The sequence below is a fragment of the Paracoccus sediminis genome (genome assembly GCF_900188295.1).
GTDB lineage: Bacteria > Pseudomonadota > Alphaproteobacteria > Rhodobacterales > Rhodobacteraceae > Paracoccus > Paracoccus sediminis.
Genome location: NZ_FZNM01000005.1, coordinates 14,298 through 33,713, shown reverse-complemented (window position 1 = coordinate 33,713; position 19,416 = coordinate 14,298). Strand labels below are relative to the sequence as shown.

Below are 19,416 nucleotides of genomic sequence, written 5' to 3'. Positions count from 1 at the left end.
GAAAAGACCATGAACCATCATCGCTATTTCGCCGGGCTTGGCGCCCGGACGGTCGAATGCGCCATCGTCGGCACCGGCGGCTTTGGCCGCAGCTTTCTGGCCCAGGCGCGGCATGTAAAAGGGCTGGCCTGCCGCGTGGCGGTGGATCGCGACACGGCGGCGGCGGCGGCGGGTCTGGCCTCGGCCGGGGTCGCGGACATTGCCGAATGCGCGGACGCCGCGGCGGCGCAGGCAGCCTGGGACGCGGGCCGGGCCATCGCCGCCGCCGATCTGGCCGTGGTGGCGGATCTGCCCGTCGATGTCGTGCTGGAGGCCACCGGCAACCCCGAGGCCGGCGCCCGCCATGCGCGCCTGGCCATCGCGGCGGGCAAGCATGTGGTGATGGTGACAAAGGAAACCGACAGCGTGGCAGGCCCGATCCTGGCGCGCATGGCTTTGGCCCGCGGCGTCGTCTGTTCGCCCATCGACGGGGATCAGCCCAGCCTGCTGATCGGGCTGGCCACCTGGGCGCAGGTCTGCGGGCTGCGGATCGTGGCGGCGGGCAAGTCCAGCGAATACGATTTCGTTTATGATCCCGCGACGGGCAAGATCACCAGCAACGGCGTGACGGTGGATGCGCCGGGCTTTGGCGACTGGCTGGATCCGGCGGATCGCCCCTGGGATCAGGTGGTCGCCGCCCGCGCGCGGCTGGTGCCCCTGCCGCAGCGCGCGGTCCCCGACCTGTGCGAGATGGTCGTGGTCGCCAACGCCCTGGGCATGGCCCCCGACCGTCCCGATTACCATGCGCCCATCGCGCGCATCGCCGAACTGGCCGACCTGATGGCGCCCGTGGCCGACGGCGGGCTGTTGACCGGGCAGGGGCAGTTGGACGTGTTCAACTGCCTGCGCCTGCCGGGCGAGGCCAGTTTCGCCGGCGGTGTCTTCGTGACCGTCGCCTGCGAGGATGACGAGACCTGGGCCATGCTGAAGGGCAAGGGCCATGTGGTCGCCCGCAACGGCCGCACCGCGATGATCGGCCTTCCACGCCACCTGCTGGGCCTGGAGGCCGCGACCACGGTGTTCGAGGCCGCGCTGCTGGGCGTGTCCTCGGGTGCCGAACAACCCCGCCCGGTCATGGACCTGACCGCCCATGCCGATGCCGGCCTGCCCGCCGGTTCGCTGTTGGTGGCCGAAGGACATCACCATACCATTGCTGGCGTGTCGGGCCGGATGACGCCCGCGCGGGGACTATCGAACGACGCGCCGATTCCGTATTATCTGCTCTCGGGTCGGCGGTTGCGGCGCGACGTGGGGGCGGGGCAGTTGATCCTGTGCGGCGACGTGGATCTGGATACCGGGTCGGACCTGTATCGCCTGCGCGCGGCGCAGGATGCCGTGACGGACTGGACGTAATATGCTGCTGGGCTGCATCGGCGACGATTTCACCGGCTCGTCCGACCTGGGCAACACCCTGGTCAAGGCCGGGATGCGGACTGTGCAGTATTCCGGCACGCCGTCCGCCCCCGCCGCCCCCGATGTCGAAGCGGGCATCGTTGCGCTGAAATCGCGCACCCTGCCCGTGGCCGAGGCCGTGCGCCTGTCGCTGGAGGCCCTGGACTGGCTGCGCGCGCAGGGCTGCCGGCAGTTCCTGTTCAAGTATTGCTCGACGTTTGACTCGACGCCCCAGGGCAACATCGGCCCGGTGGCCGAGGCCCTGTCAGATGCGCTGAACGCCGACCGGGTGATCTTCTGCCCGGCCTTTCCGGCCACCGGGCGGACGGTCTTTCAGGGCCACCTGTTCGTGGGCGACCGCTTGCTGTCCGAAAGCGGGATGGAGAACCATCCCCTGACCCCGATGACGGACCCCGACCTGCGCCGCTGGCTGGGCTTGCAGATCCGCGACGGCCTGGGCCATATCCCCGCCGGGACTGTCTGGCAGGGGGCCGATGCGGTGCGTGCGGCGCTGTCGGCGCAAGGCCATCGCTTCGTGGTGACGGATGCGATCCGGGACGAGGATCTGGTCACGCTGGGTCAGGCGGTGGCCGACCAATTGCTGCTGACCGGCGGGTCGGGGATCGCCCTTGGCCTGCCCGGCAATTTCCGCGCGCGGGGGCTGCTGTCGTCGGACGCTCTGCCGTGGCGCGGGCAGGCAGGGCGGGCGGCCGCGCTGTCGGGATCCTGCTCGCGCGCCACGCGGGGGCAGGTGGCCCGGCACATCGCCGACGGCCATCCGGCATCCGGTATCGACCCCGAGGCGGTGATGGCGGGCACCGCGACCGCCGCCGACGCGGCCCGGTGGGCGCTGTCGCAGGACGGCCTGCCGCTGGTCTATTCCTCGGCCGATCCCGACGCCGTGCGCGCGGTGCAGGGGCGTCACGGGACCAAAGCGGTCGCCGCGCGCCTGGATGCGTTCTTCGCGGAAACCGCCCGCCTGCTGGTCACGGGCGGCGTGACGCGGCTGATTACCGCAGGCGGTGAAACCTCGGGCGCCGTGGTCGAGGGGCTGGGGATCGGCGCCCTGGAAATCGGTCCTGAAATCGACCCCGGCGTGCCCGCGATCCGGGCAGGCGAAAACCTGGTCCTGGCGCTGAAATCCGGCAATTTCGGCGCCGAGGAGTTTTTCGCAAAAGCCGCCGAAAGGCTGGCCGGATGACCGACGCGACCCTGCGCGAACGCATCTGCCTGCTGGCGAAATCGCTGTTCGACCGGGGCCTGACGCATGGATCGACCGGCAACATCAGCGCGCGCACCGATGACGGCGGGCTGCTGGTCAGCCCGACCGGCACCAGCTTTGGCCGCCTGGATCCGGCGCGGCTGTCGCGGTTCGACGCGGCGGGCAACCATGTGGGCGGCGACCGGCCCACCAAGGAAATGCCGCTGCATTCCGCCTTTTATCAGACCCGCAGCCGCACGGCGGCGGTGGTGCATCTGCATTCGTGCCATTCCGTCGCCTGGTCCACCCTGCCAGATACCGATCCCAACGATTTCCTGCCGCCCATCACGCCCTATGCCCTGATGCAACTGGGCCGGGTGAAGCTGCTGCCCTATTTCCGGCCCGGCGATCCGGCCATCGGCGATGCGGTGCGCGGGCTGGCGGGCACACGGTCGGCGGTGATGCTGGCCAACCATGGGCCGGTCGTGGCGGGCCTGGACCTGGAGGCCGCCTGCAATGCCATCGAGGAGCTGGAGGCCACGGCGCGGCTGGCCCTGCTGCTGCGCGGCACCACGCCCGAAATGCTGACGCCCGAACAGGTGGCCGAACTGGTGCACATCCATGATGTCGCCTGGGACGGCTGACCTGATCGGCCCCGATTACGATGCAAGGTCGTTCGTCGGACGATGGCGGGCCGCGAACATCGGACCGCCCCGCCAGCGGGGAAAGCCATATCCGTGGATTTCCACAAGGTCGATCTCGGCCGGGCTTGCGGCGATGCCCTCGTCCAGGATCGCCTGACCTTCGGCCGCCATGTCGGCGACCAGGCGGCGGGCGATGGCATCACGGTCCATCGCAAGGGTGCCGGTGATCCGCCCGGCCAGCAGGTCCGCCACGGCGGCGGATGGCTGCGGGCTGCGGTCGCCGGGGGCATAGTCGTACCAGCCGCCGCCGGTCTTCTGGCCCTTGCGTCCGGCGCGGACCAGGATGTCGCCCAGCGTTTCGGGCACGTCCTGCCCCGCCGCGCGCGCGCCTTCGCGTTGCAGAAAGGCGATGTCCAGCCCGCCCAGATCCTGCGCCTGAAACGGGCCCATCGCCAGGCCGTATCCGCGCATGGCCGCGTCGATCTCGGCCAGCGGGATCCCCTGGCGGACCAGGGCCTCGGCGCTTGCGCGGTAACGTTTCAGGATGCGGTTGCCGATGAAGCCTTCGCAGATGCCCGACTGCACGGGGATCTTGTTCAGCGCCCGCGCCAGGGCAAAGCCCGTGGCCAGCGTCCGGCCGGATGTTTCCGGCACCGGGACGATTTCCACAAGCCGCATCACATTGGCGGGGCTGAAGAAATGCAGCCCGATGAAGCGGTCGGGATGGGGAACGCCTTTGGCGATCAGGCGGGGGTCCAGATACGAGGTGTTGGTCGCCAGCACCGCGTCGGCGCGGCAGGCGGCGGCAAGGCGCTCGAACACGGCGCGCTTGACGGCGATGTCCTCGAACACCGCCTCGATCACCAGATCGGCGTCGGACAGGGCCGCGTGATCGGTGGTCGCCGTCACCCCGGCCATGCGGTCCGCCGCCTGCGCGTCCGACAGCGTGCCGCGTTTCACGGCGCCGTCGAACATGCCGCGCAGCGTGGCCAGGCCGCGTGCCGCCGCATCGTCGTCGCGCTCGATCAGGGTGACGGGGATGCCCGCGTCGCGCAGGGCGGCGGCGATGCCCGCGCCCATGGTGCCGCCGCCGATCACGCCCGCGCGGCGCAGGGGCAGGGGGTCCACGTCCCGCAGATGCGCGGGACGCGGGGCCGCGCGTTCGGCAAAGAACACATGGCGCAGCGCCGCCGCCTGATCCGATCCGCGCAGATCCAGGAAGGTCTGGCGTTCATGGGCCATGGCCTCGGCAAAGGGCGCCTCGGCGGCCTTGCGCAGGCAATCGAGCGCGCGCAACGGGGCGTCCGCGCCCTTGGCGGCCTTGGCCACGGCCGCCCGGCGCTCCTCCCAGAAGGCCGCGTCCGGCGCCTCGACCGGGCGGGCCGAAACCGGCGGCGGCCGGTCGCGGCCAAGCGCCTCGCGGGCAAAGGCGATCGCGTTCCCCGGCAGGTCGTCCGGCGCCACCGCATCCACCAGCCCCAGCCCCAGCGCCTTGGCGGCGCGCACCGGCCTGCCCGAGGTGACCAGATCGACCGCCGCCGCCACGCCGGCCAACCGCGGCGTGCGCACCGTGCCCGAGGCACCCGGCACAATCCCGAGATTGACCTCGGGCAGGCCGACCGAGGCGCTGTCCAGCGCGATGCGGAAGCGGCAGCCCATCGCCACCTCGAACCCACCCCCCAGGGCGGAACCGTGAATGGCGGCAATCCACGGCTTTGCCGCGCCTTCGATCCGGTCCACGAGGTCGGGCAGGTGCGGTTCCTGCGGCGGCCTGCCGAATTCGGTCACGTCGCCCCCGGCGATGAAGGTGCGGCCCGCGCAGGTCAGCACGGCGGCGCGGACCTCGGGGTCGGCGTCCACGGCGGCAACCGCATCCCACAAGGCCTGCCGCAGCGCCTGCGACAGGGCGTTGACCGGCGGGTTGTCCACGGTGACGACGGCGATGTCGCCGTCACGGGCAATGGTCAGAACGGACATGTCAGATCCCCAGATAGGCTGTGCGGATACGGGGGTCGGCGATCAGGTCGTCCGCCGCGCCCGACATGATGATGCGCCCGGTTTCCATGACATAGCCCCGGTCCGCGATCTTCAACGCGCCAAAGGCGTTCTGTTCCACCAGCAGCACCGTGACGCCAAGCGCCTTGAGGCTGCCGACCACGTCGAAGATCTGCCGCACGATGATCGGGGCCAGGCCCATCGACGGCTCGTCCAGCAGCAGGCACGACGGCCGCCCCATCAGCGCGCGCGACATGGCCAGCATCTGCTGCTGCCCGCCCGACAACCCGCCCGCAGGCAGGTTGCGTTTCTCGCGCAGGATCGGGAACATCGCAAAGGCGTCCTGCATGTCCTTGTCCACCCGGTCGTCGGCATACAGGAACGCGCCCAGGCGCAGGTTCTCCTCGACCGTCAGGTTGGTGAAGATCTGCCGTCCCTCGGGCGATTGGGTCAGCCCGCGCGCCGGGCGGCGATGCGCGGGAACCCCGGTCAGGCTTTCGCCGCGAAAGGTGATCGTGCCGCCGGATACCGGCTGCGTGCCCGACAGGCATTTCAGTAGCGTCGTCTTGCCCGCGCCGTTGGCGCCGACGACGGTGACGATCTCGCCCGACTGCACCGTCAGGTCGATGCCGTGCAGAACCTCGATCCGGCCGTATCGCGACCGCAGCCCTTCAACCGTCAGCATGGGCGGCCTCCTCTGCATCCGTGCCCAGATAGGCGGCGATGACCGCCGGGTTGCGGCTGACGCTGGCCGGATCGCCCTCGGCGATCTTCTCGCCATGGTCCAGAACGACGATGTGGTTGGATATGCGCATGACCATCTTCATGTCGTGTTCCACCAGCAGGATCGCCACGCCGGATTTCGCGACCTCGGCGATCAGGTGGTCGATCTCCTCGGTCTCGACGGCGTTGCAGCCTGCGGCGGGTTCGTCCAGCAGCAGGATTTTCGGCGACAGCGCCAGGGCGCGGGCGATTTCCAGCCGTTTCAGCGCGCCATAGGACAGGTTCCCGGCCTCTCGCTCTGCTGCGCGGTCCAGCCCGACGCGGGCCAGCAGGGCGCGCGCGCCCGCCTGCGCCTGCGCGGCGCGGCGGCGGGATGCGGGCAGGCCCAGCAGATCCGCCAGAACCGGCCCGCGTTCGGCCAGGTGAAATCCCGCGATGGCGTTTTCCAGCACGGTCATCGACTGGAAAATTTGCAGGTTCTGGAAGGTCCGCGACATGCCGCGCCGGGCCAGCCGATGCGGGGCCATGCCGGTCACATCCTCGGTCCCCAGCACCACGCGTCCCGATCCGGGTTGATAGATGCCCGAAATCATGTTGAACAGCGTCGTCTTGCCGGCGCCGTTCGGGCCGATGACGGACGTGATCTCTCCCGGCTGGACGGTGAAGCTGACATCGCTCACGGCCTTGAGGCCGCCGAAGCTGATGCCCAGGCCTTCCACGGACAAAAGCGCGGTCATTCGTCTTTCCCCCGGACGCGGCGCAGGATCGACGGCAGCAGCCCCTGCGGCAGGAAGATCATCACCAGCATCATCACCAGGCCCAGCACCAGCTGTTCGTATTCGGCGAACACCGTCAGCACCTGCGGCAGCAGCGTCAGCACCGCCGCGCCGAAGACCGCCCCCAGCACCGACCCCACGCCGCCCAGGACCGCCATCGTCACCATCTCGATCGAGTGCATGAAGCCCGCCACATCGGGGGTGATGAACTTGTTCTGCAAGGCCAGCAGCGATCCCGACACGGACGCATAGACCGCCGAGACGACAAAGGCCTGCAACTTCATTCGCGCCACGTGGATGCCCACGGTCCGCGCCGCGACCTCGGATCCGTGCAGCGCGCGCAGGGCGCGGCCGGTGGGGCTGCCATGCAGGTTCAGCGCCAGCCAGGCGCCCAGGATCACGGCAATGCCGCAGAACCAGTACCAGAACTGGCCGTTGGTCAGGTCCAGGCCCATGTCGTTAAGCAGCGCGCGCAGGCCCAGTTCCGGCACCTCGATCCCGTCGGGGCCGCCGGTCAGTTGGCGTTCGTTGTTCAGCACCATGGAAATCAGGATGCCGAAGCCCAGCGTGGCGACGCCCAGGTAATAGCCCTTCAGCCGAAGGATCGGGCGCCCGACCAGGAAGGCCAGCAGGGCGGACACCGACGCCCCCAGGAGCAGCGCCAGCGACGGGTGCAGGCCCAGATGCACCGGGGCAAGCGCGCAGGCATAGGCGCCGATCCCGGCGAACCCGGCGTGTCCCAGGCTGATCTGGCCCGCGTATCCGGTCAGGATCACGATGCCCGTGACGGCGATGGCGTTGACGAAGATCAGCGCGCCGACGCGGTAGTAATAGCCCGAGGGGAACAGCACCGGCGACAGGACGACCAAGGCGACCAGGACCAGCAGCGTCGCGGTTTTCGGGGTCAGCTTCATGGTCATACCCGATCCACCGTCCTGGCGCCGAACAGGCCCTGCGGCATGAAGAACAGCACCAGCAGGATCACCACGAAGGCCGCGGCGTCCTTGTATTGCGACGACAGGTATCCCGCCGTCAGCGCCTCGATCAGGCCCAGCAGGAACCCGCCCGCAAGCGCGCCCTTGGGGTTGCCCATCCCGCCCAGCATGGCGGCGGCAAAGCCTTTCAGCGCAAAGGCCAGCCCCACGTCATAGGCGGTCAGCGTGATCGGCGTCACCAGCACCCCCGCCAAGGCGCCGATGCCGGCCGACAGCGCAAAGGACAGCATCATCACGAAGCCCGTGTTGATGCCCACCAGTTGCGCGGCCAGCCGGTTGTTGGATGTCGCCAGCACCGCCCGGCCCGTCAGGGTGCGGGTGAAGAACAGCCACAGGCCGACGAACACCACCACCGCGCCGCCGATCACCCACAGGCTTTGCGGCAGGATCGTGGCCCCGCCGATGCGCAGGGGCGTGTCGCCGGAAAAGGCCGGAAAGCTGTGGATCTGCTTGCCGAACAGCAGTTGCGCCCCGCCCCGGATAAAGATCGATGCCCCGATGGTGATGATGATAAGCGACACTACGGGCGCCCCGCGCGCGGGTTCGATCGCCAGCTTGTTCATCGCCACGCCGATGGCGGATGTGACGGCGATGGCGATCAGCGCGGCCAGCGGCAGCGGCAGGCCCGCCGCCTGGCAGACAAAGGTCAGCATCCCGCCCAGCATGACGAATTCGCCCTGGGCGAAGTTCACCACGTCGGATGCGTTGTAGATGATCGTGAAGCCAAGCGCGACCAACGCATAGACCGCGCCGACCGTCACGCCCGAAAACAAGAATTGCAGCAGTTCCGGCATGATACACCCTTTCTGGCAGGGGATGCCGCGCCCGGCCCGTGCGAAACGGACAGGGCGCGGCGGTCAGCGGATCATTCCACCACGGTCCATTCGCCGCCCTTGATCTGCAACATGCGGAAGGCGGAGAGGTCGAGGCCCAGGTGATCGTCGGCGGACATGGTATAGATGCCGGTGGTTCCGGCCAGGCCGCTGGTCGATTCAATGGCGTCGCGGATCGCCTGCGGCTCGGCGCTGCCCGCCCGCGCGATGGCGTCGGTCAGGATCAGGAAGGCGTCGTTGGCATAGCCGCCGAAGGTGCCGACGGATGTGCCGGTTTTTTCCTCGAACGCGGCTTTGTAGGCGTCCACCACCGGCTTTTGCGGATCGTCCGCAGCTAGCTGGTCGGCGATCAGCAGCGCGGTGCCGGGCAGGCGCACGCCCTCGGCGGCATCCGCCCCCGCCAGTTCGATGAAGCCGTCCGAGGCCACGCCGTGGGACTGATACAGCGGCAGGTCGATGGCCAGCTGGCGATAGTTGCGCGTCACGATCGACGGCCCCTGGCCGAAGCCGGGGTTCAGCACGGCCTGCACGCCTTCGGTGTTGCGGATCTTGGTCAGCTGCGTGGTCATGTCGGCGTCGGTGGGGTTGTAGGTCTCGTCCGCCGCGACGGTGATGCCGTATTCGCCCACGACCGCCTTGCACTGCGCCTGCATCGACGCGCCAAAGCCGTCGGTGCCGGAAATCATGCCGATGGTGGTGATGCCCTGCTTTTGCATGTCCTCGAAGATCTTCTGGCAGGCCATGCGGTCGGTGTGGGGCGTCTTGAAGGTGAAGGGCTTGACCGGATCGATGATGTCGATGGCGCCCGCCAGCGAGATGAAGGGGATCTCGTTGTCCTCGGCGACCGACAGGATCGACATGGACGTGCCGGTGGTCGATCCGCCGATGATCGCCACGACCTCGTCATCCTCGATCAGGCGGGTGGCAAAGGTGCGCGCCTTGTTCGGATCGCCGCCGTCGTCATACAGCGTCAGGGCGATTTCCTCGCCGTCGATGCCGCCTGCCTCGTTCATCTGTTCGACCAGCATTTCCAGGGTCTTTGCCTCGGGATCGCCCAGGAAGGCGGCGGGGCCGGTGGCGGACAGGGACGCGCCGATGCGGATTTCGGCACTGGCGGCGGTGGCGCCAAGGGCCAGAAGCGTGGCAAGGGCCGTGGTGGTCAGGGTCTTGTGCATGTGTCTCCTCCCCAGAGAACGTGGTTCAAGCGGCGGTGGCGGGCCTGCGCCACATCACGCGGCGAAAGCGGGTCGCCACGAAGGCGGTGTCGGTCAGGCTAGCGTTTCCGGCGGGGTTGGCGCCGGTGACGTGGAAATCGCTGAAGGCCGCCGACTGGTTGACATAGATGGCGCCGGTCAGGTTGACCGACAGGTTGACGCCCGCGCGGGCAAAGGCCCGGACGGCGCGCGCGATGCGGGCGTCGTCGGTGTCGTACAGCGCGGCGGTGATGGCACCTTTGCGGGCCGCCAGACCGGCGGCGCGGGCGATGCCGTCGTCGGCGTTCGCGCAGGGGATGACAAAGGCTACGGGGCCAAAGCATTCGTCCTGCGCCACGGGGGCGTCGGGGTCGACCGCCAGCAGCAAGGGCGTGCCGTCGCGGATGACGCGGCCCTGGACACGGGCTTGGGCCACGCGGTCCCGCGTCGCGGGATTGGCGATGGCGCCGCAGATGCCCGCCGCCTGTTTCGGATCGGCCAGCAGCGTGTCGATGGCGCGGGCCAGCCCTTGGGCCACCTGATCGACGGTCATGTGCCCCCGATCCGTCGCGATCCCCCCCTGCGGCACATAAAGGTTCTGCGGCGCGGTGCACATCTGTCCGGAATAAAGCGACAGCGAAAACGCCAGGTTCGCGCACATGCCATCGAAATCGTCGGTGGCGGCGATAACGACGCTGTTGACCCCGGTTTCCTCGGCGAAGATCTGCGCCTGCCGGGCATGGTCGCGCAGCCAGGCGCCAAAGGTGGATGACCCGGTATAGTCGATCAGCCGCACGGCGGGATCGGTCGCCAGTTGCCGGGTGATCTCGGCCCCCGGTTCGTCCACGGCCAGCAGGATGGCGTCGGCGGGCAGCCCGGCCTCGGCCAGAACCTCGCGCGCGGCCTGCACGGTCAGGGCCAGCGGCAGGATCGCGGCGGGATGCGGCTTCACGATCACCGGGTTGCCGACAGCTAAGCTGGCGAAGATGCCCGGATAGCTGTTCCAGGTCGGAAAGGTGTTGCAGCCGATGGCCAGCGACACCCCGGCCGACGCCAGCGTCCAGTGCTTGTCGATCACCAGGGGCGCGGCCTTGCCCTGCGGCTTTACCCAGCGGGCCGTTTCCGGGAACCGGGTCATTTCCATCCAGGCGACCGCGACCGCCTCCAGCCCGCGATCCTGCGCATGCGGCCCGCCCGCCTGAAAGGCCATGGCAAAGGCCTGGCCCGTGGTGTGCATCGTCGCGTGGCCCAGCAGGAAGCTGATCCGGTTCAGCCGCGCCAGAATCTCCAGGCAGGCGCCGACGCGCTGTTCCACGCTTGCCGCTGCCAGATCGTCCGCCGCCCCCTGTGCCGCCGCGATCAGCGCAGGCGTGTCCGCCGCCGGATAGGCGATGCGCAGCGCATCGCCCCAGGGCGAAACCTCGGCCCCCAGGCGGCGCTGGCCGGGATGGCCGGGCAGGGCGAAGTCGCGCCCGATCAGCGCCGCATAAGCCGCCTCGCCATCCGCCTTGGCGGTGTCGCCATAGATTTTTCCGCTGGGCACCTCGGGGAAGGGCGTCCAGAACCCGCGCGCGGCAAGCGCCTGAACGGCGTCATCCAGCATCGGGCGATGGCGGGCGAAAAACGCGGTCATGGGTTCCTCCGCCGGTTCCTCCTCCGGCTCGCGAATATCATTGACCGACCGGTCGGTTTATGCAACAACTTTCTGCGAGGAGGCCGAGAAATCGGCGCAAGGGAGACGACCATGACCCGTTCCGAAACGGTGCTGTCGGCCTTGGCCGACGGCGTGCTGACGCTGACGCTGAACCGCCCCGACAAGCTGAATTCCTTTAACGAGGACATGCACCGGGCGCTGCGCGAGGGCATCCGGCGGGCGCATGATGATTCGGCTGTGCGGGCGGTGTTGTTGACCGGCGCGGGGCGCGGCTTCTGCGCTGGGCAGGATCTGGGCGACCGCGATCCCCGCAGGGGCGGGCCTGCGCCGGATCTGGGGCATACGCTGGACATGTTCTACAACCCGACGCTGCGGCTGATCCGGTCCTTGGAAAAGCCCGTGGTCTGCGCGGTCAACGGCGTCGCGGCGGGTGCGGGGGCCAACATCGCCCTGGCCTGCGACATCGTTCTGGCCGCGAAATCGGCGCGGTTCATCCAGGCCTTTGCCAGGATCGGCCTGATCCCCGATGCGGGCGGCACCTGGTCGCTGGCGCGCATCCTGGGCGAACCCCGCGCCAAGGCGCTGACCCTGACGGCCGAGCCGCTGATGGCCGAAAAGGCCGCCGATTGGGGGCTGATCTGGAAGGCCGTGGACGATGCCGACCTGATGGATCAGGCGCAGGCCCTGGCGGCCAGCCTTGCCGCCGGCCCGACCCTGGGCCTGGGCCTGACCAAGCGGTTGATTCAGGACGCGGCGACCAACAGCCTGGACCAGCAGCTTGACGCGGAACGCGACGCCCAGCAGCAGGCGGGCCGCAGCGCGGATTACGCCGAGGGCGTTACCGCCTTTCTGGAAAAGCGCTCGGCGCGGTTCAGCGGCCGATGAAACCCGCCAGCGACATGACCCCGCAGGAGTTGGCCGAGGCGTCCGCCCGCGCCCTGTGGAACGACGATTCCGCCAGCCAGCGGCTGGGCATGGTGCTGGACCGCATCGCGCCGGGACAGGCCACGCTGTCCATGACCGTCACCGACGCCATGTCGAACGGACACGGCAACTGCCACGGCGGATACATCTTCACGCTGGCCGACAGCGCCTTCGCATTCGCCTGCAACAGCCATAACCAGATGGCCGTGGCGCAGCATTGTTCCATCACCTACCTGATCCCCGGCCGGATCGGCGACCGGCTGACAGCCACCGCCACCGAAACTTCGCGCCGGGGCCGGTCGGGCCTCTACGACATCCGCATCACCAATCAGGACGGGGACCATGTGGCCGAATTCCGCGGCCATTCGCGCACCGTCAAGGGCACGCACCTGCCCGCCTGAACCGCATTCCAGGGAGGAGAACCATGGAAGACCTGACCCCGAACCCCAAGGATCTCGACCCGATCGAGACCGCGTCCCGCGACGAGATCGAGGCGCTGCAATTCCATCGCATGAAGCGGTCGCTGAAGCACGCGTTTGAAAATTCGCCCTTCTACCGCAACCGGTTCATCCAGGCCGATGTCCATCCCGAGGATCTGAAGTCCCTGCGCGACATCGCCAGGTTCCCCTTTACCGTGAAGCAGGATCTGCGCGACTGTTATCCCTTCGGCATGTTCGCCGTGCCGCAGTCGAAACTGGTGCGCATCCACGGATCGTCGGGAACCACCGGCAAGCCGACCGTGGTGGGCTATACCCAGGCCGACATCGACCACTGGGCCAACCTGATCGCCCGGTCGATCCGCGCGGCGGGCGGGCGGCCCGGCGACATGCTGCACAACGCCTATGGCTATGGGCTGTTCACCGGCGGGCTTGGCGCGCATTACGGGGCCGAACGGCTGGGCTGTACGGTCGTTCCCATGTCGGGCGGCATGACCGAACGGCAGGTGACGCTGATCCACGATTTTCAGCCGCGCATCATCATGGTGACGCCCAGCTACATGCTGTCGATCCTGGACGAATTCCGCCGCCAGGGCCTGGATCCGCGCCAGTCGTCCTTGCAGGTCGGCATCTTCGGCGCCGAACCCTGGACCAACGCCATGCGCCGGGAAATCGAGGAGGCCTTCGACATGCACGCCGTGGACATCTATGGCCTGTCCGAGGTGATGGGGCCGGGCGTGGCGATGGAATGCGTGGAAACCAAGGACGGCCTGCACGTCTGGGAAGATCATTTCTATCCCGAGATCATCGACCCCGTGACCAGCGACGTCCTGCCCGATGGCCAGATGGGCGAACTGGTCTTTACCACGCTGACCAAGGAAGGCCTGCCGATGGTGCGCTATCGCACCCGCGACCTGACGCGGCTGCTGCCCGGCACCGCCCGATCCATGCGCCGGATCGAGAAGATCACCGGGCGCTGCGACGACATGATTATCCTGCGCGGCGTCAATGTCTTTCCCACCCAGATCGAGGAGCAGATCCTGAAATGCCAAGGGCTGGCCCCGCATTTCCAGATCGAGCTGACCCGTGCAGGCCGCATGGACACGATGATCGTCCATGTCGAATGCGTCGAAGACCACGCGGCAGCCGACGCCCGTGCGGTATCCGCCAAGGAACTGGGCCATCACATCAAGTCGGTGGTGGGCGTTTCCACCCGGATCGAGGTGCGCGACCCCGGCGGCGTCGCCCGGTCCGAAGGCAAGGCAAAGCGGGTCATCGACAATCGCCCGAAAGAATGACCGTCGCGCCGGGGGCAGTGATGACTTTCCCACAACCCCCGGTTAAAGCGGCGGGCGACGAACAGGCAGGACATTGAGCATGGCGCGGACGCGGGCACAGGATTTCGAGGAAAAGAGCCGCAGCATCCTGGATCATGCGGCGTCGGTCTTTGCCGAACAGGGCATGGACAAGGCGTCGATGGCGCAGATCGCCCAGCAGGCCCAGGTCAGCAAGGCGCTGTTGTATCATTATTACCCCGGCAAGGACGCGCTGATCTTCGCGATCATCATGACGCATCTGGAGGAATTGCAGGACGCCATCGAGGCCGCCGACGACCCCGCCCTGGACCCCCGCCGGCGGCTGCGCAGTCTGGTCGGCGCGGTGCTGGACACCTATCGCGGCGCGGACAACCAGCACAAGGTCCAGTTGAACGCCACCGCCGCGCTGACCGACGAGCAGAAGGCGCGGATCATGGCGGTGGAACGGGGGATCGTGAAACGGTTCTCGGCGGTGCTGGACCAGATCAACCCGGATCTCAAGGACAAGGACCGTCCGCTGCTGATGCCCGTCACCATGTCTCTGTTCGGGATGATGAACTGGGTCTACATGTGGTTCAAGGACGGCGGCCGCATCAGCCGCGAGGATTACGCCGACGTGGCGACGACGCTGATCCTGGAGGGGATCAAGGCGGTGCGGTGAGGGGGTGGGCGTTGCAGTCAAAAAGGACGGAGCAAGATAGTTTAATGGCGATTTGCTGGCAGTGGGATGAGCCGAAGCGGCAGAGGAAGCTTCACACTGTCGGAGATTATATCTTCTGGTCATACTCCATGCTCAGCGTCTCCCGCGAGATTATGGAGCGCACAAGGAAGGGAGAGCCTTCACCTCATCCAAATGGACGAACCAAAGCAGCGAATATTTTGATGTCCCACTTTCAAGGGTCACAAAAGAAAATCCGTGATTTAGATCGAGATGATAGGCTTTCACAGGATGGGGCGCACGTTTGCGCTCATTTTGGCTGCTTATCCTCCAAATACCATTGGGATCACATGGTTCCACGAAGCAAACTGTACGGTTTATACATTCCATTGAACCAAGTAAGATCTTGTCCGCGTTGCAATATCAGCCGAGGAGCCAAGGATCTAATGGGATGGCACAGAGAAAACCAAACCTTTCCTAGCCTTGGAATACTGCGGCGATACCTTAAAATTTGTTACTACTATTCTCAACAACACGGTTATCTCGATCTGTCCGTCGAAAACGCTGCCTTAGAAAGACTACCCTTTGAGCCTCGCAACTTCCCTCGAAAGTTTCCTCCGCTGGAGCAACTTGTCTGGGATTACGCTTATAAGGGGCCGCAAGCGTAGGATGCGTGCAAGCACGCATCCTACCGCATCACCGATCGCCATCACCCCAGCCCCCGCAACACCCCCTCCGCCCCCGGCATCCGCGCCAGGCTCGCCGCGATCCGCTCCCGCCATCGCGGCCCGCGCGACCGGGCGTCCCCGTAAGCCTCGGCCAGGTCGTCGGGGCGGTCCTGCGCCAGGACGGCGATCAGGAAGGCCGCTTGGCCGCGGTCTTTGCGCGCCTTGGCTTGGTCCGGCCCACCAACCCTGCGATCCGCGACGATCAGCTTGTGGATCGCGAACCGTTCGGGGCGGGGGATTTGGACCAAGATCCCTGCCCTATACAGGGCGACGGCGGGGATCGGATCGGCCAGCAGGAAGTTCAGATAATTCAGCCCCTGCGCGCTGACCCCTAGGGCGGGCAGGGGCTTGACGCGTTCGTCGCCAAAGGCGGGGGTCAGGAATTCGACCAGGGCTTGCCCCCGGTTCTGGCGCCATTTCCACACCTGCCGGTCGGCCACGCCCGGCACCGGATCGAATTTCAGCGCCGTCAGGATGGCGCCGGGGTTTTCCTCTACCCGGTCGCCCAGGGCCAGGGACAGGCGTTCGAAGCTGGCGAAATCGATGTCGCCGGTCTGGGCCAATTCCTCGGAATCGAAGCGCACGCCCAGATCGCCCTGGTACAGGGCATAGGCGGCCGTGCCGATCAGGGTGCCGCCCAGCCGGAACACCCCCGCCCGCGCAAAGGCCCCCAGCATCGAGCCGGTGTCGCGGTCGGTCGTGACGAAGCCCTCGGCCCGCAGGGTGCGGGCCAGGCGGGCCATGGTCGTCCGCCGCGCATTGGCATCGGCGCGCAGATCGGCCGCGCGGGCCAGGCGGGCGCGCAGGTCGGGGGTGCCTTCGCCCAGATAGCGGCTTTTCATCTCGGTCCCCAGGCGGAACCGGTCATACAGATAGACCCGCCCGCCCCGATGCCGTTCCTCGACGCTGCCCAGCAGTTCCGACGCGGCGTCGTCCAGATGCAGCCGCAGCAGATCCTGATAGGCGACCTGCGCGGCGCGGGAATGAGAGATCGCTTCCATCGTGTGCATCATGTAAAAGTTTGATGCACACAAGGCAAGTGTGCATCAAGGATAAGTTTGATGCACATACCGCCGGTCACGCCACCGGCGGCCAGTCCTTGGCCACCATGGTCAGCACGTCGTACTGGGCGACCACGGCGCCGTCCTGGTTCGTGACCTGGCAATCCCAACGGACTTCCCCATGCCCGGCGTTTTCGCGCGGGTTGATCTCCTTGCAAGTCAAGCGGACGCGCAGGGTATCGCCGAAATAGACCGGGGTCAGGAAGCGCAGGTTGTCCACGCCATAGTTCGCCAGAACCGGGCCGGGATTGGGTTCGACGAACAGCCCGGCGGCGAATGACGCGATCAGATAGCCGTGGGCCACGCGGTCGTCGAAGAACGGGTTGGCCTTGGCGGCCTCGCTGTCCATGTGCGCATAAAAGGTGTCGCCGGTGAATTGCGCGAAATGTTCGACATCCTGTCGAGTCACCTGCCGCGCCGCCGTGACCAATTGGTCGCCGATGCGCAGTTCCGCCAGCGACTTGCGGAACGGGTGGATGCCCTGCCGGGTCTCCGCCCCCTCGATCCAGCGGCCGGTCACGGCAGACAGCAGGCGGGGCGCGCCTTGGACGGCGGTGCGCTGCATGAAATGCTTGACGCCGCGAATGCCGCCCATTTCCTCGCCCCCGCCCGCGCGGCCGGGGCCGCCATGAACCAGCGGCGCCAAGGGAGAGCCGTGTCCGGTGGACGTTTTGGCCGAGGTGCGGTTGCCGATCAGCACCCGTCCGTGGAACGGCGCCACGCCCAGCACCACGCGTTCGGCCACGTCGCGGTCGTCGGTGAAGACCGAAGACACCAGCGATCCCCGCCCAAGCGCGGCCAGGGCGACGGCCTCGTCCAGGTCGTCATAGGGCATCACCGTAGACACCGGCCCGAACGCCTCGCAATCATGGACCGGGGCCGCGTCGAAGGGCGCGTCGGCATACAGTAGCACGGGGTTCAGGAAGGCGCCCCTGTCGGCGTCGCCCGAGGCGATGCGCACGTCGTCGGGATCGCCCGCGACGATCTGCGCCACCGCCTGCAATTCGCGGATGCGCGCGCGGACCTCGGCGCGCTGATCGAGGCTGGCCAGCGGCCCCATGCGCGTGCCCTCGTCGCCCGGCAGGCCGAGGGCGGTCTTGTCCAGACGGTCGCGCAGCGCGGCGATCAGCGCATCGACCTGTCCACGCGGGGCGATGACGCGGCGGATGGCGGTGCATTTCTGGCCCGCCTTGCTGGTCATCTCGCGCGCGACCTCGCGCACGAACAGGTCGAATTCCGGCGTGCCCGCCACCGCGTCGGGACCAAGGATGGTGGCGTTCAGGCTGTCGGCCTCCATCGTGAAGCGGGTGGAATGCCGGATGATCGCGGGGTGGGTCTTCAGCTTGCGCCCGGTATGGGCCGATCCGGTAAAGGTCACGGCGTCCTGTTCGGTGACGTGATCCAGCAGATCGCCCACCGATCCGCAGACCAGTTGCAGCGCGCCGGGGGGCAGGATGCCGGTGTCGATGATGCGGCGGACCACCAGTTCCGTCAGATAGGCGGTCTGGCTGGCCGGTTTCACCAGGCAGGGAACGCCCGCCAGCAGGGTCGGCGCGATCTTTTCCAGCATCCCCCAGACGGGAAAGTTGAAGGCGTTGATGTGGACCGCCACGCCGTGCAGCGGGGTCAGGATGTGCTGGGCGCTGAAGCTGTGGTCGCGCGACAGCGGCTCCACGCCGCCGTCGGTCAGCACGCGGGCATTGGGCAGTTCACGGCGGCCCTTGGAGGCGAAGGTCAGCATCGTGCCGATGCCGCCCTCGATATCGACCCAGCCGTCGGCGCGGGTCGCGCCGGTGTGCAGGCTTTCGGCGTAGAAGTCTTCCTTGCGCTCCATCAGCGCCAGGCCAAGCGCCTTGAGCATCCCGGCCCGTTCATGGAACGTCATGGCCCGCAGCCGTGGCCCGGCGGTGGTCCGCCCGTAATCAAGCGCCGCCGCGAAGTCGATGCCCGTGGAATCGATGATCGCCACCGGATCGCCCGTGGCGGCGTCCAGAAGGGTTTGGCCGTCACCCGCGCCGGGCACCCATTCCCCGCAGACATGGCTTTCCAGGCGGCGCGGGGCGCGAAGCGTGATGGTCATGGTCTTGTCCTTCCTTACAGGCCCAGGGGGGCCAGATGATCGCGGGTCAGCCTGTCCCAGCGGGCCAGCAGATCCTCGTTCGGGGTGTGACGGATGCCCCACCGCGCCTGCATGCCGTAACGGGCCGAATTGGCAGCCCCGAAGCCTGCCGCGATGCGGGGGCGCCAATAGCCAAGGCTTTCCCGCGCCTGCCTGCGGCCTTCGTCGGTCACGACGACCCTGGCCAATCCTTCAAGACCCAGTTCGGCGTGGCGCGCCTCGCGCGGGGCGATGGCGCGGAACACCTCGGCCAGGGGGGCATAGGAAACGAGGGCCAGTTCCGTCATCTGCACGCCGGTGGCCAAGCCTTGCAGCACGTTCATCACCACGGCGTCGGTCCAGCCGGTGATCGGATAGTGGAACACCGACAAGCGCATGTCGCCCTCGCGCCGGGCGGCGCCCAGGTCGCTGTCGCGGGGGACGCGGGCGGCCCAGTCGTGGCTGGACTGGTAACGGTCCGTGTCGGTGCCGAAATCGGCCATCACCGCCAGCACGCGTTCTGCGTGATCGGCCTTTTCCAGCGTGATCCGACTGGCGGCGATCCGTTCGCGGATGCCGGGGGCGAAGTTGATCGAGGAGGCGAACCCCGCCGAGGCCGCCAGTTCGCTGTCCACGAAAGACGCCATCAGCCGCAGCAGTTCGCCGCGATAGCGGGGGGGCACGTTGCCCGGCGCCGTCAGGATGCCGCCCTGGGCCAGATAATCCTCGATGCTCATGGTCTCAGACAT

The 19,416-nt window shown here is 67.8% G+C and carries 17 protein-coding genes; 7 read left to right on the top strand and 10 right to left on the bottom strand.

Features of this window, described 5'->3' with window-relative positions; all coding sequences use genetic code 11:
• The first annotated feature begins 9 nt into the window (after positions 1-9).
• Genes CHB77_RS09030 through otnC form a run of 3 tightly spaced genes read left to right on the top strand, consistent with a single transcriptional unit; the run spans position 10 to position 3,276 of the window.
• The gene (locus CHB77_RS09030; protein WP_089387888.1) at positions 10-1,392 is read left to right on the top strand and encodes a flagellar biosynthesis protein FlgA; all 1,383 of its coding nucleotides are present in this window, start codon (positions 10-12) and stop codon (positions 1,390-1,392) included.
• Position 1,393: 1 nt separating this feature from the next.
• Positions 1,394-2,632 carry a 3-oxo-tetronate kinase gene (otnK, locus tag CHB77_RS09025; protein WP_089387887.1) on the top strand — a complete coding sequence of 413 codons (1,239 nt, stop codon included), beginning with the start codon at positions 1,394-1,396 and terminating at the stop codon, positions 2,630-2,632.
• Positions 2,629-3,276: a 3-oxo-tetronate 4-phosphate decarboxylase gene (otnC, locus tag CHB77_RS09020; protein ID WP_089387886.1), complete on the top strand. Its 648-nt coding sequence runs from the start codon at positions 2,629-2,631 to the stop codon at positions 3,274-3,276. The genes otnK and otnC overlap by 4 nt, the downstream gene beginning before the upstream one ends.
• A gap of 15 nt (positions 3,277-3,291) precedes the next feature.
• On the opposite strand, the gene CHB77_RS09015 is transcribed toward otnC, so the two are convergent.
• From CHB77_RS09015 to paaN, 7 genes are all read right to left on the bottom strand, one after another.
• Positions 3,292-5,253, bottom strand: coding sequence for a 3-hydroxyacyl-CoA dehydrogenase NAD-binding domain-containing protein (locus CHB77_RS09015; RefSeq protein WP_089387885.1), 1,962 nt, complete (start codon positions 5,251-5,253; stop codon positions 3,292-3,294).
• Between the two features lies 1 nt (position 5,254).
• Positions 5,255-5,956 (bottom strand): ABC transporter ATP-binding protein, encoded by a 702-nt coding sequence (locus CHB77_RS09010; RefSeq protein ID WP_089387884.1) that lies wholly within the window; start codon positions 5,954-5,956, stop codon positions 5,255-5,257.
• Positions 5,943-6,731: an ABC transporter ATP-binding protein gene (locus CHB77_RS09005; RefSeq protein ID WP_089387883.1), complete on the bottom strand. Its 789-nt coding sequence runs from the start codon at positions 6,729-6,731 to the stop codon at positions 5,943-5,945. The genes CHB77_RS09010 and CHB77_RS09005 overlap by 14 nt, the downstream gene beginning before the upstream one ends.
• Positions 6,728-7,684, bottom strand: coding sequence for a branched-chain amino acid ABC transporter permease (locus CHB77_RS09000; protein ID WP_089388040.1), 957 nt, complete (start codon positions 7,682-7,684; stop codon positions 6,728-6,730). The genes CHB77_RS09005 and CHB77_RS09000 overlap by 4 nt, the downstream gene beginning before the upstream one ends.
• Before the next feature lie 2 nt (positions 7,685-7,686).
• Entirely contained in the window at positions 7,687-8,559 is an 873-nt protein-coding gene (locus tag CHB77_RS08995; protein ID WP_089387882.1) for a branched-chain amino acid ABC transporter permease, read from the bottom strand.
• A 71-nt stretch (positions 8,560-8,630) separates the two neighbouring features.
• On the bottom strand, positions 8,631-9,773 hold the full coding sequence (locus tag CHB77_RS08990) for an ABC transporter substrate-binding protein (protein ID WP_089387881.1): 1,143 nt from the start codon (positions 9,771-9,773) through the stop codon (positions 8,631-8,633).
• Between the two features lie 25 nt (positions 9,774-9,798).
• Entirely contained in the window at positions 9,799-11,424 is a 1,626-nt protein-coding gene (gene paaN / locus CHB77_RS08985) for a phenylacetic acid degradation protein PaaN (protein ID WP_089387880.1), read from the bottom strand.
• A gap of 111 nt (positions 11,425-11,535) precedes the next feature.
• On the opposite strand from paaN, the gene paaG reads away from it, so the two are divergent.
• The 4 genes from paaG (at position 11,536) to CHB77_RS08965 (ending at position 14,783) form a co-directional block, all read left to right on the top strand.
• Positions 11,536-12,330, top strand: a complete 795-nt coding sequence (gene paaG, locus CHB77_RS08980) for a 2-(1,2-epoxy-1,2-dihydrophenyl)acetyl-CoA isomerase PaaG (RefSeq protein ID WP_089387879.1) — start codon at positions 11,536-11,538, stop codon at positions 12,328-12,330.
• Between the two features lie 14 nt (positions 12,331-12,344).
• A complete protein-coding gene (gene paaI / locus CHB77_RS08975) occupies positions 12,345-12,770 on the top strand; it encodes a hydroxyphenylacetyl-CoA thioesterase PaaI (protein ID WP_207303038.1) in 426 nt (141 codons plus the stop codon).
• Positions 12,771-12,793: 23 nt separating this feature from the next.
• Positions 12,794-14,104, top strand: coding sequence for a phenylacetate--CoA ligase PaaK (paaK, locus tag CHB77_RS08970; RefSeq protein ID WP_089387877.1), 1,311 nt, complete (start codon positions 12,794-12,796; stop codon positions 14,102-14,104).
• A 79-nt stretch (positions 14,105-14,183) separates the two neighbouring features.
• On the top strand, positions 14,184-14,783 hold the full coding sequence (locus tag CHB77_RS08965) for a TetR/AcrR family transcriptional regulator (protein ID WP_089387876.1): 600 nt from the start codon (positions 14,184-14,186) through the stop codon (positions 14,781-14,783).
• Between the two features lie 706 nt (positions 14,784-15,489).
• On the opposite strand, the gene CHB77_RS08955 is transcribed toward CHB77_RS08965, so the two are convergent.
• From CHB77_RS08955 to CHB77_RS08945, 3 genes are all read right to left on the bottom strand, one after another.
• On the bottom strand, positions 15,490-16,509 hold the full coding sequence (locus CHB77_RS08955; protein ID WP_089387874.1) for a nucleotidyltransferase family protein: 1,020 nt from the start codon (positions 16,507-16,509) through the stop codon (positions 15,490-15,492).
• A 76-nt stretch (positions 16,510-16,585) separates the two neighbouring features.
• Positions 16,586-18,649, bottom strand: a complete 2,064-nt coding sequence (paaZ, locus tag CHB77_RS08950) for a phenylacetic acid degradation bifunctional protein PaaZ (RefSeq protein WP_089387873.1) — start codon at positions 18,647-18,649, stop codon at positions 16,586-16,588.
• A 14-nt stretch (positions 18,650-18,663) separates the two neighbouring features.
• Positions 18,664-19,416: a Phenylacetic acid catabolic protein gene (locus tag CHB77_RS08945; protein ID WP_089387872.1), complete on the bottom strand. Its 753-nt coding sequence runs from the start codon at positions 19,414-19,416 to the stop codon at positions 18,664-18,666.

Bases quoted from the DNA above. Each gene is read 5' to 3' on its own strand.
- CHB77_RS09010 (WP_089387884.1), bottom strand. From the start codon at position 5,956: ATGCTGACGGTTGAAGGGCTGCGGTCGCGATACGGCCGGATCGAGGTT.
- CHB77_RS09015 (WP_089387885.1), bottom strand. From the start codon at position 5,253: ATGTCCGTTCTGACCATTGCCCGTGACGGCGACATCGCCGTCGTCACC.
- otnK (WP_089387887.1), top strand. From the start codon at position 1,394: ATGCTGCTGGGCTGCATCGGCGACGATTTCACCGGCTCGTCCGACCTG.
- paaK (WP_089387877.1), top strand. From the start codon at position 12,794: ATGGAAGACCTGACCCCGAACCCCAAGGATCTCGACCCGATCGAGACC.
- paaZ (WP_089387873.1), bottom strand. From the start codon at position 18,649: ATGACCATCACGCTTCGCGCCCCGCGCCGCCTGGAAAGCCATGTCTGC.
- CHB77_RS09030 (WP_089387888.1), top strand. From the start codon at position 10: ATGAACCATCATCGCTATTTCGCCGGGCTTGGCGCCCGGACGGTCGAA.
- CHB77_RS08955 (WP_089387874.1), bottom strand. From the start codon at position 16,509: ATGGAAGCGATCTCTCATTCCCGCGCCGCGCAGGTCGCCTATCAGGAT.
- CHB77_RS08995 (WP_089387882.1), bottom strand. From the start codon at position 8,559: ATGCCGGAACTGCTGCAATTCTTGTTTTCGGGCGTGACGGTCGGCGCG.
- paaG (WP_089387879.1), top strand. From the start codon at position 11,536: ATGACCCGTTCCGAAACGGTGCTGTCGGCCTTGGCCGACGGCGTGCTG.
- CHB77_RS08990 (WP_089387881.1), bottom strand. From the start codon at position 9,773: ATGCACAAGACCCTGACCACCACGGCCCTTGCCACGCTTCTGGCCCTT.
- CHB77_RS08965 (WP_089387876.1), top strand. From the start codon at position 14,184: ATGGCGCGGACGCGGGCACAGGATTTCGAGGAAAAGAGCCGCAGCATC.
- paaN (WP_089387880.1), bottom strand. From the start codon at position 11,424: ATGACCGCGTTTTTCGCCCGCCATCGCCCGATGCTGGATGACGCCGTT.
- CHB77_RS09000 (WP_089388040.1), bottom strand. From the start codon at position 7,684: ATGAAGCTGACCCCGAAAACCGCGACGCTGCTGGTCCTGGTCGCCTTG.
- CHB77_RS08945 (WP_089387872.1), bottom strand. From the start codon at position 19,416: ATGTCTGAGACCATGAGCATCGAGGATTATCTGGCCCAGGGCGGCATC.
- CHB77_RS09005 (WP_089387883.1), bottom strand. From the start codon at position 6,731: ATGACCGCGCTTTTGTCCGTGGAAGGCCTGGGCATCAGCTTCGGCGGC.
- otnC (WP_089387886.1), top strand. From the start codon at position 2,629: ATGACCGACGCGACCCTGCGCGAACGCATCTGCCTGCTGGCGAAATCG.
- paaI (WP_207303038.1), top strand. From the start codon at position 12,345: ATGACCCCGCAGGAGTTGGCCGAGGCGTCCGCCCGCGCCCTGTGGAAC.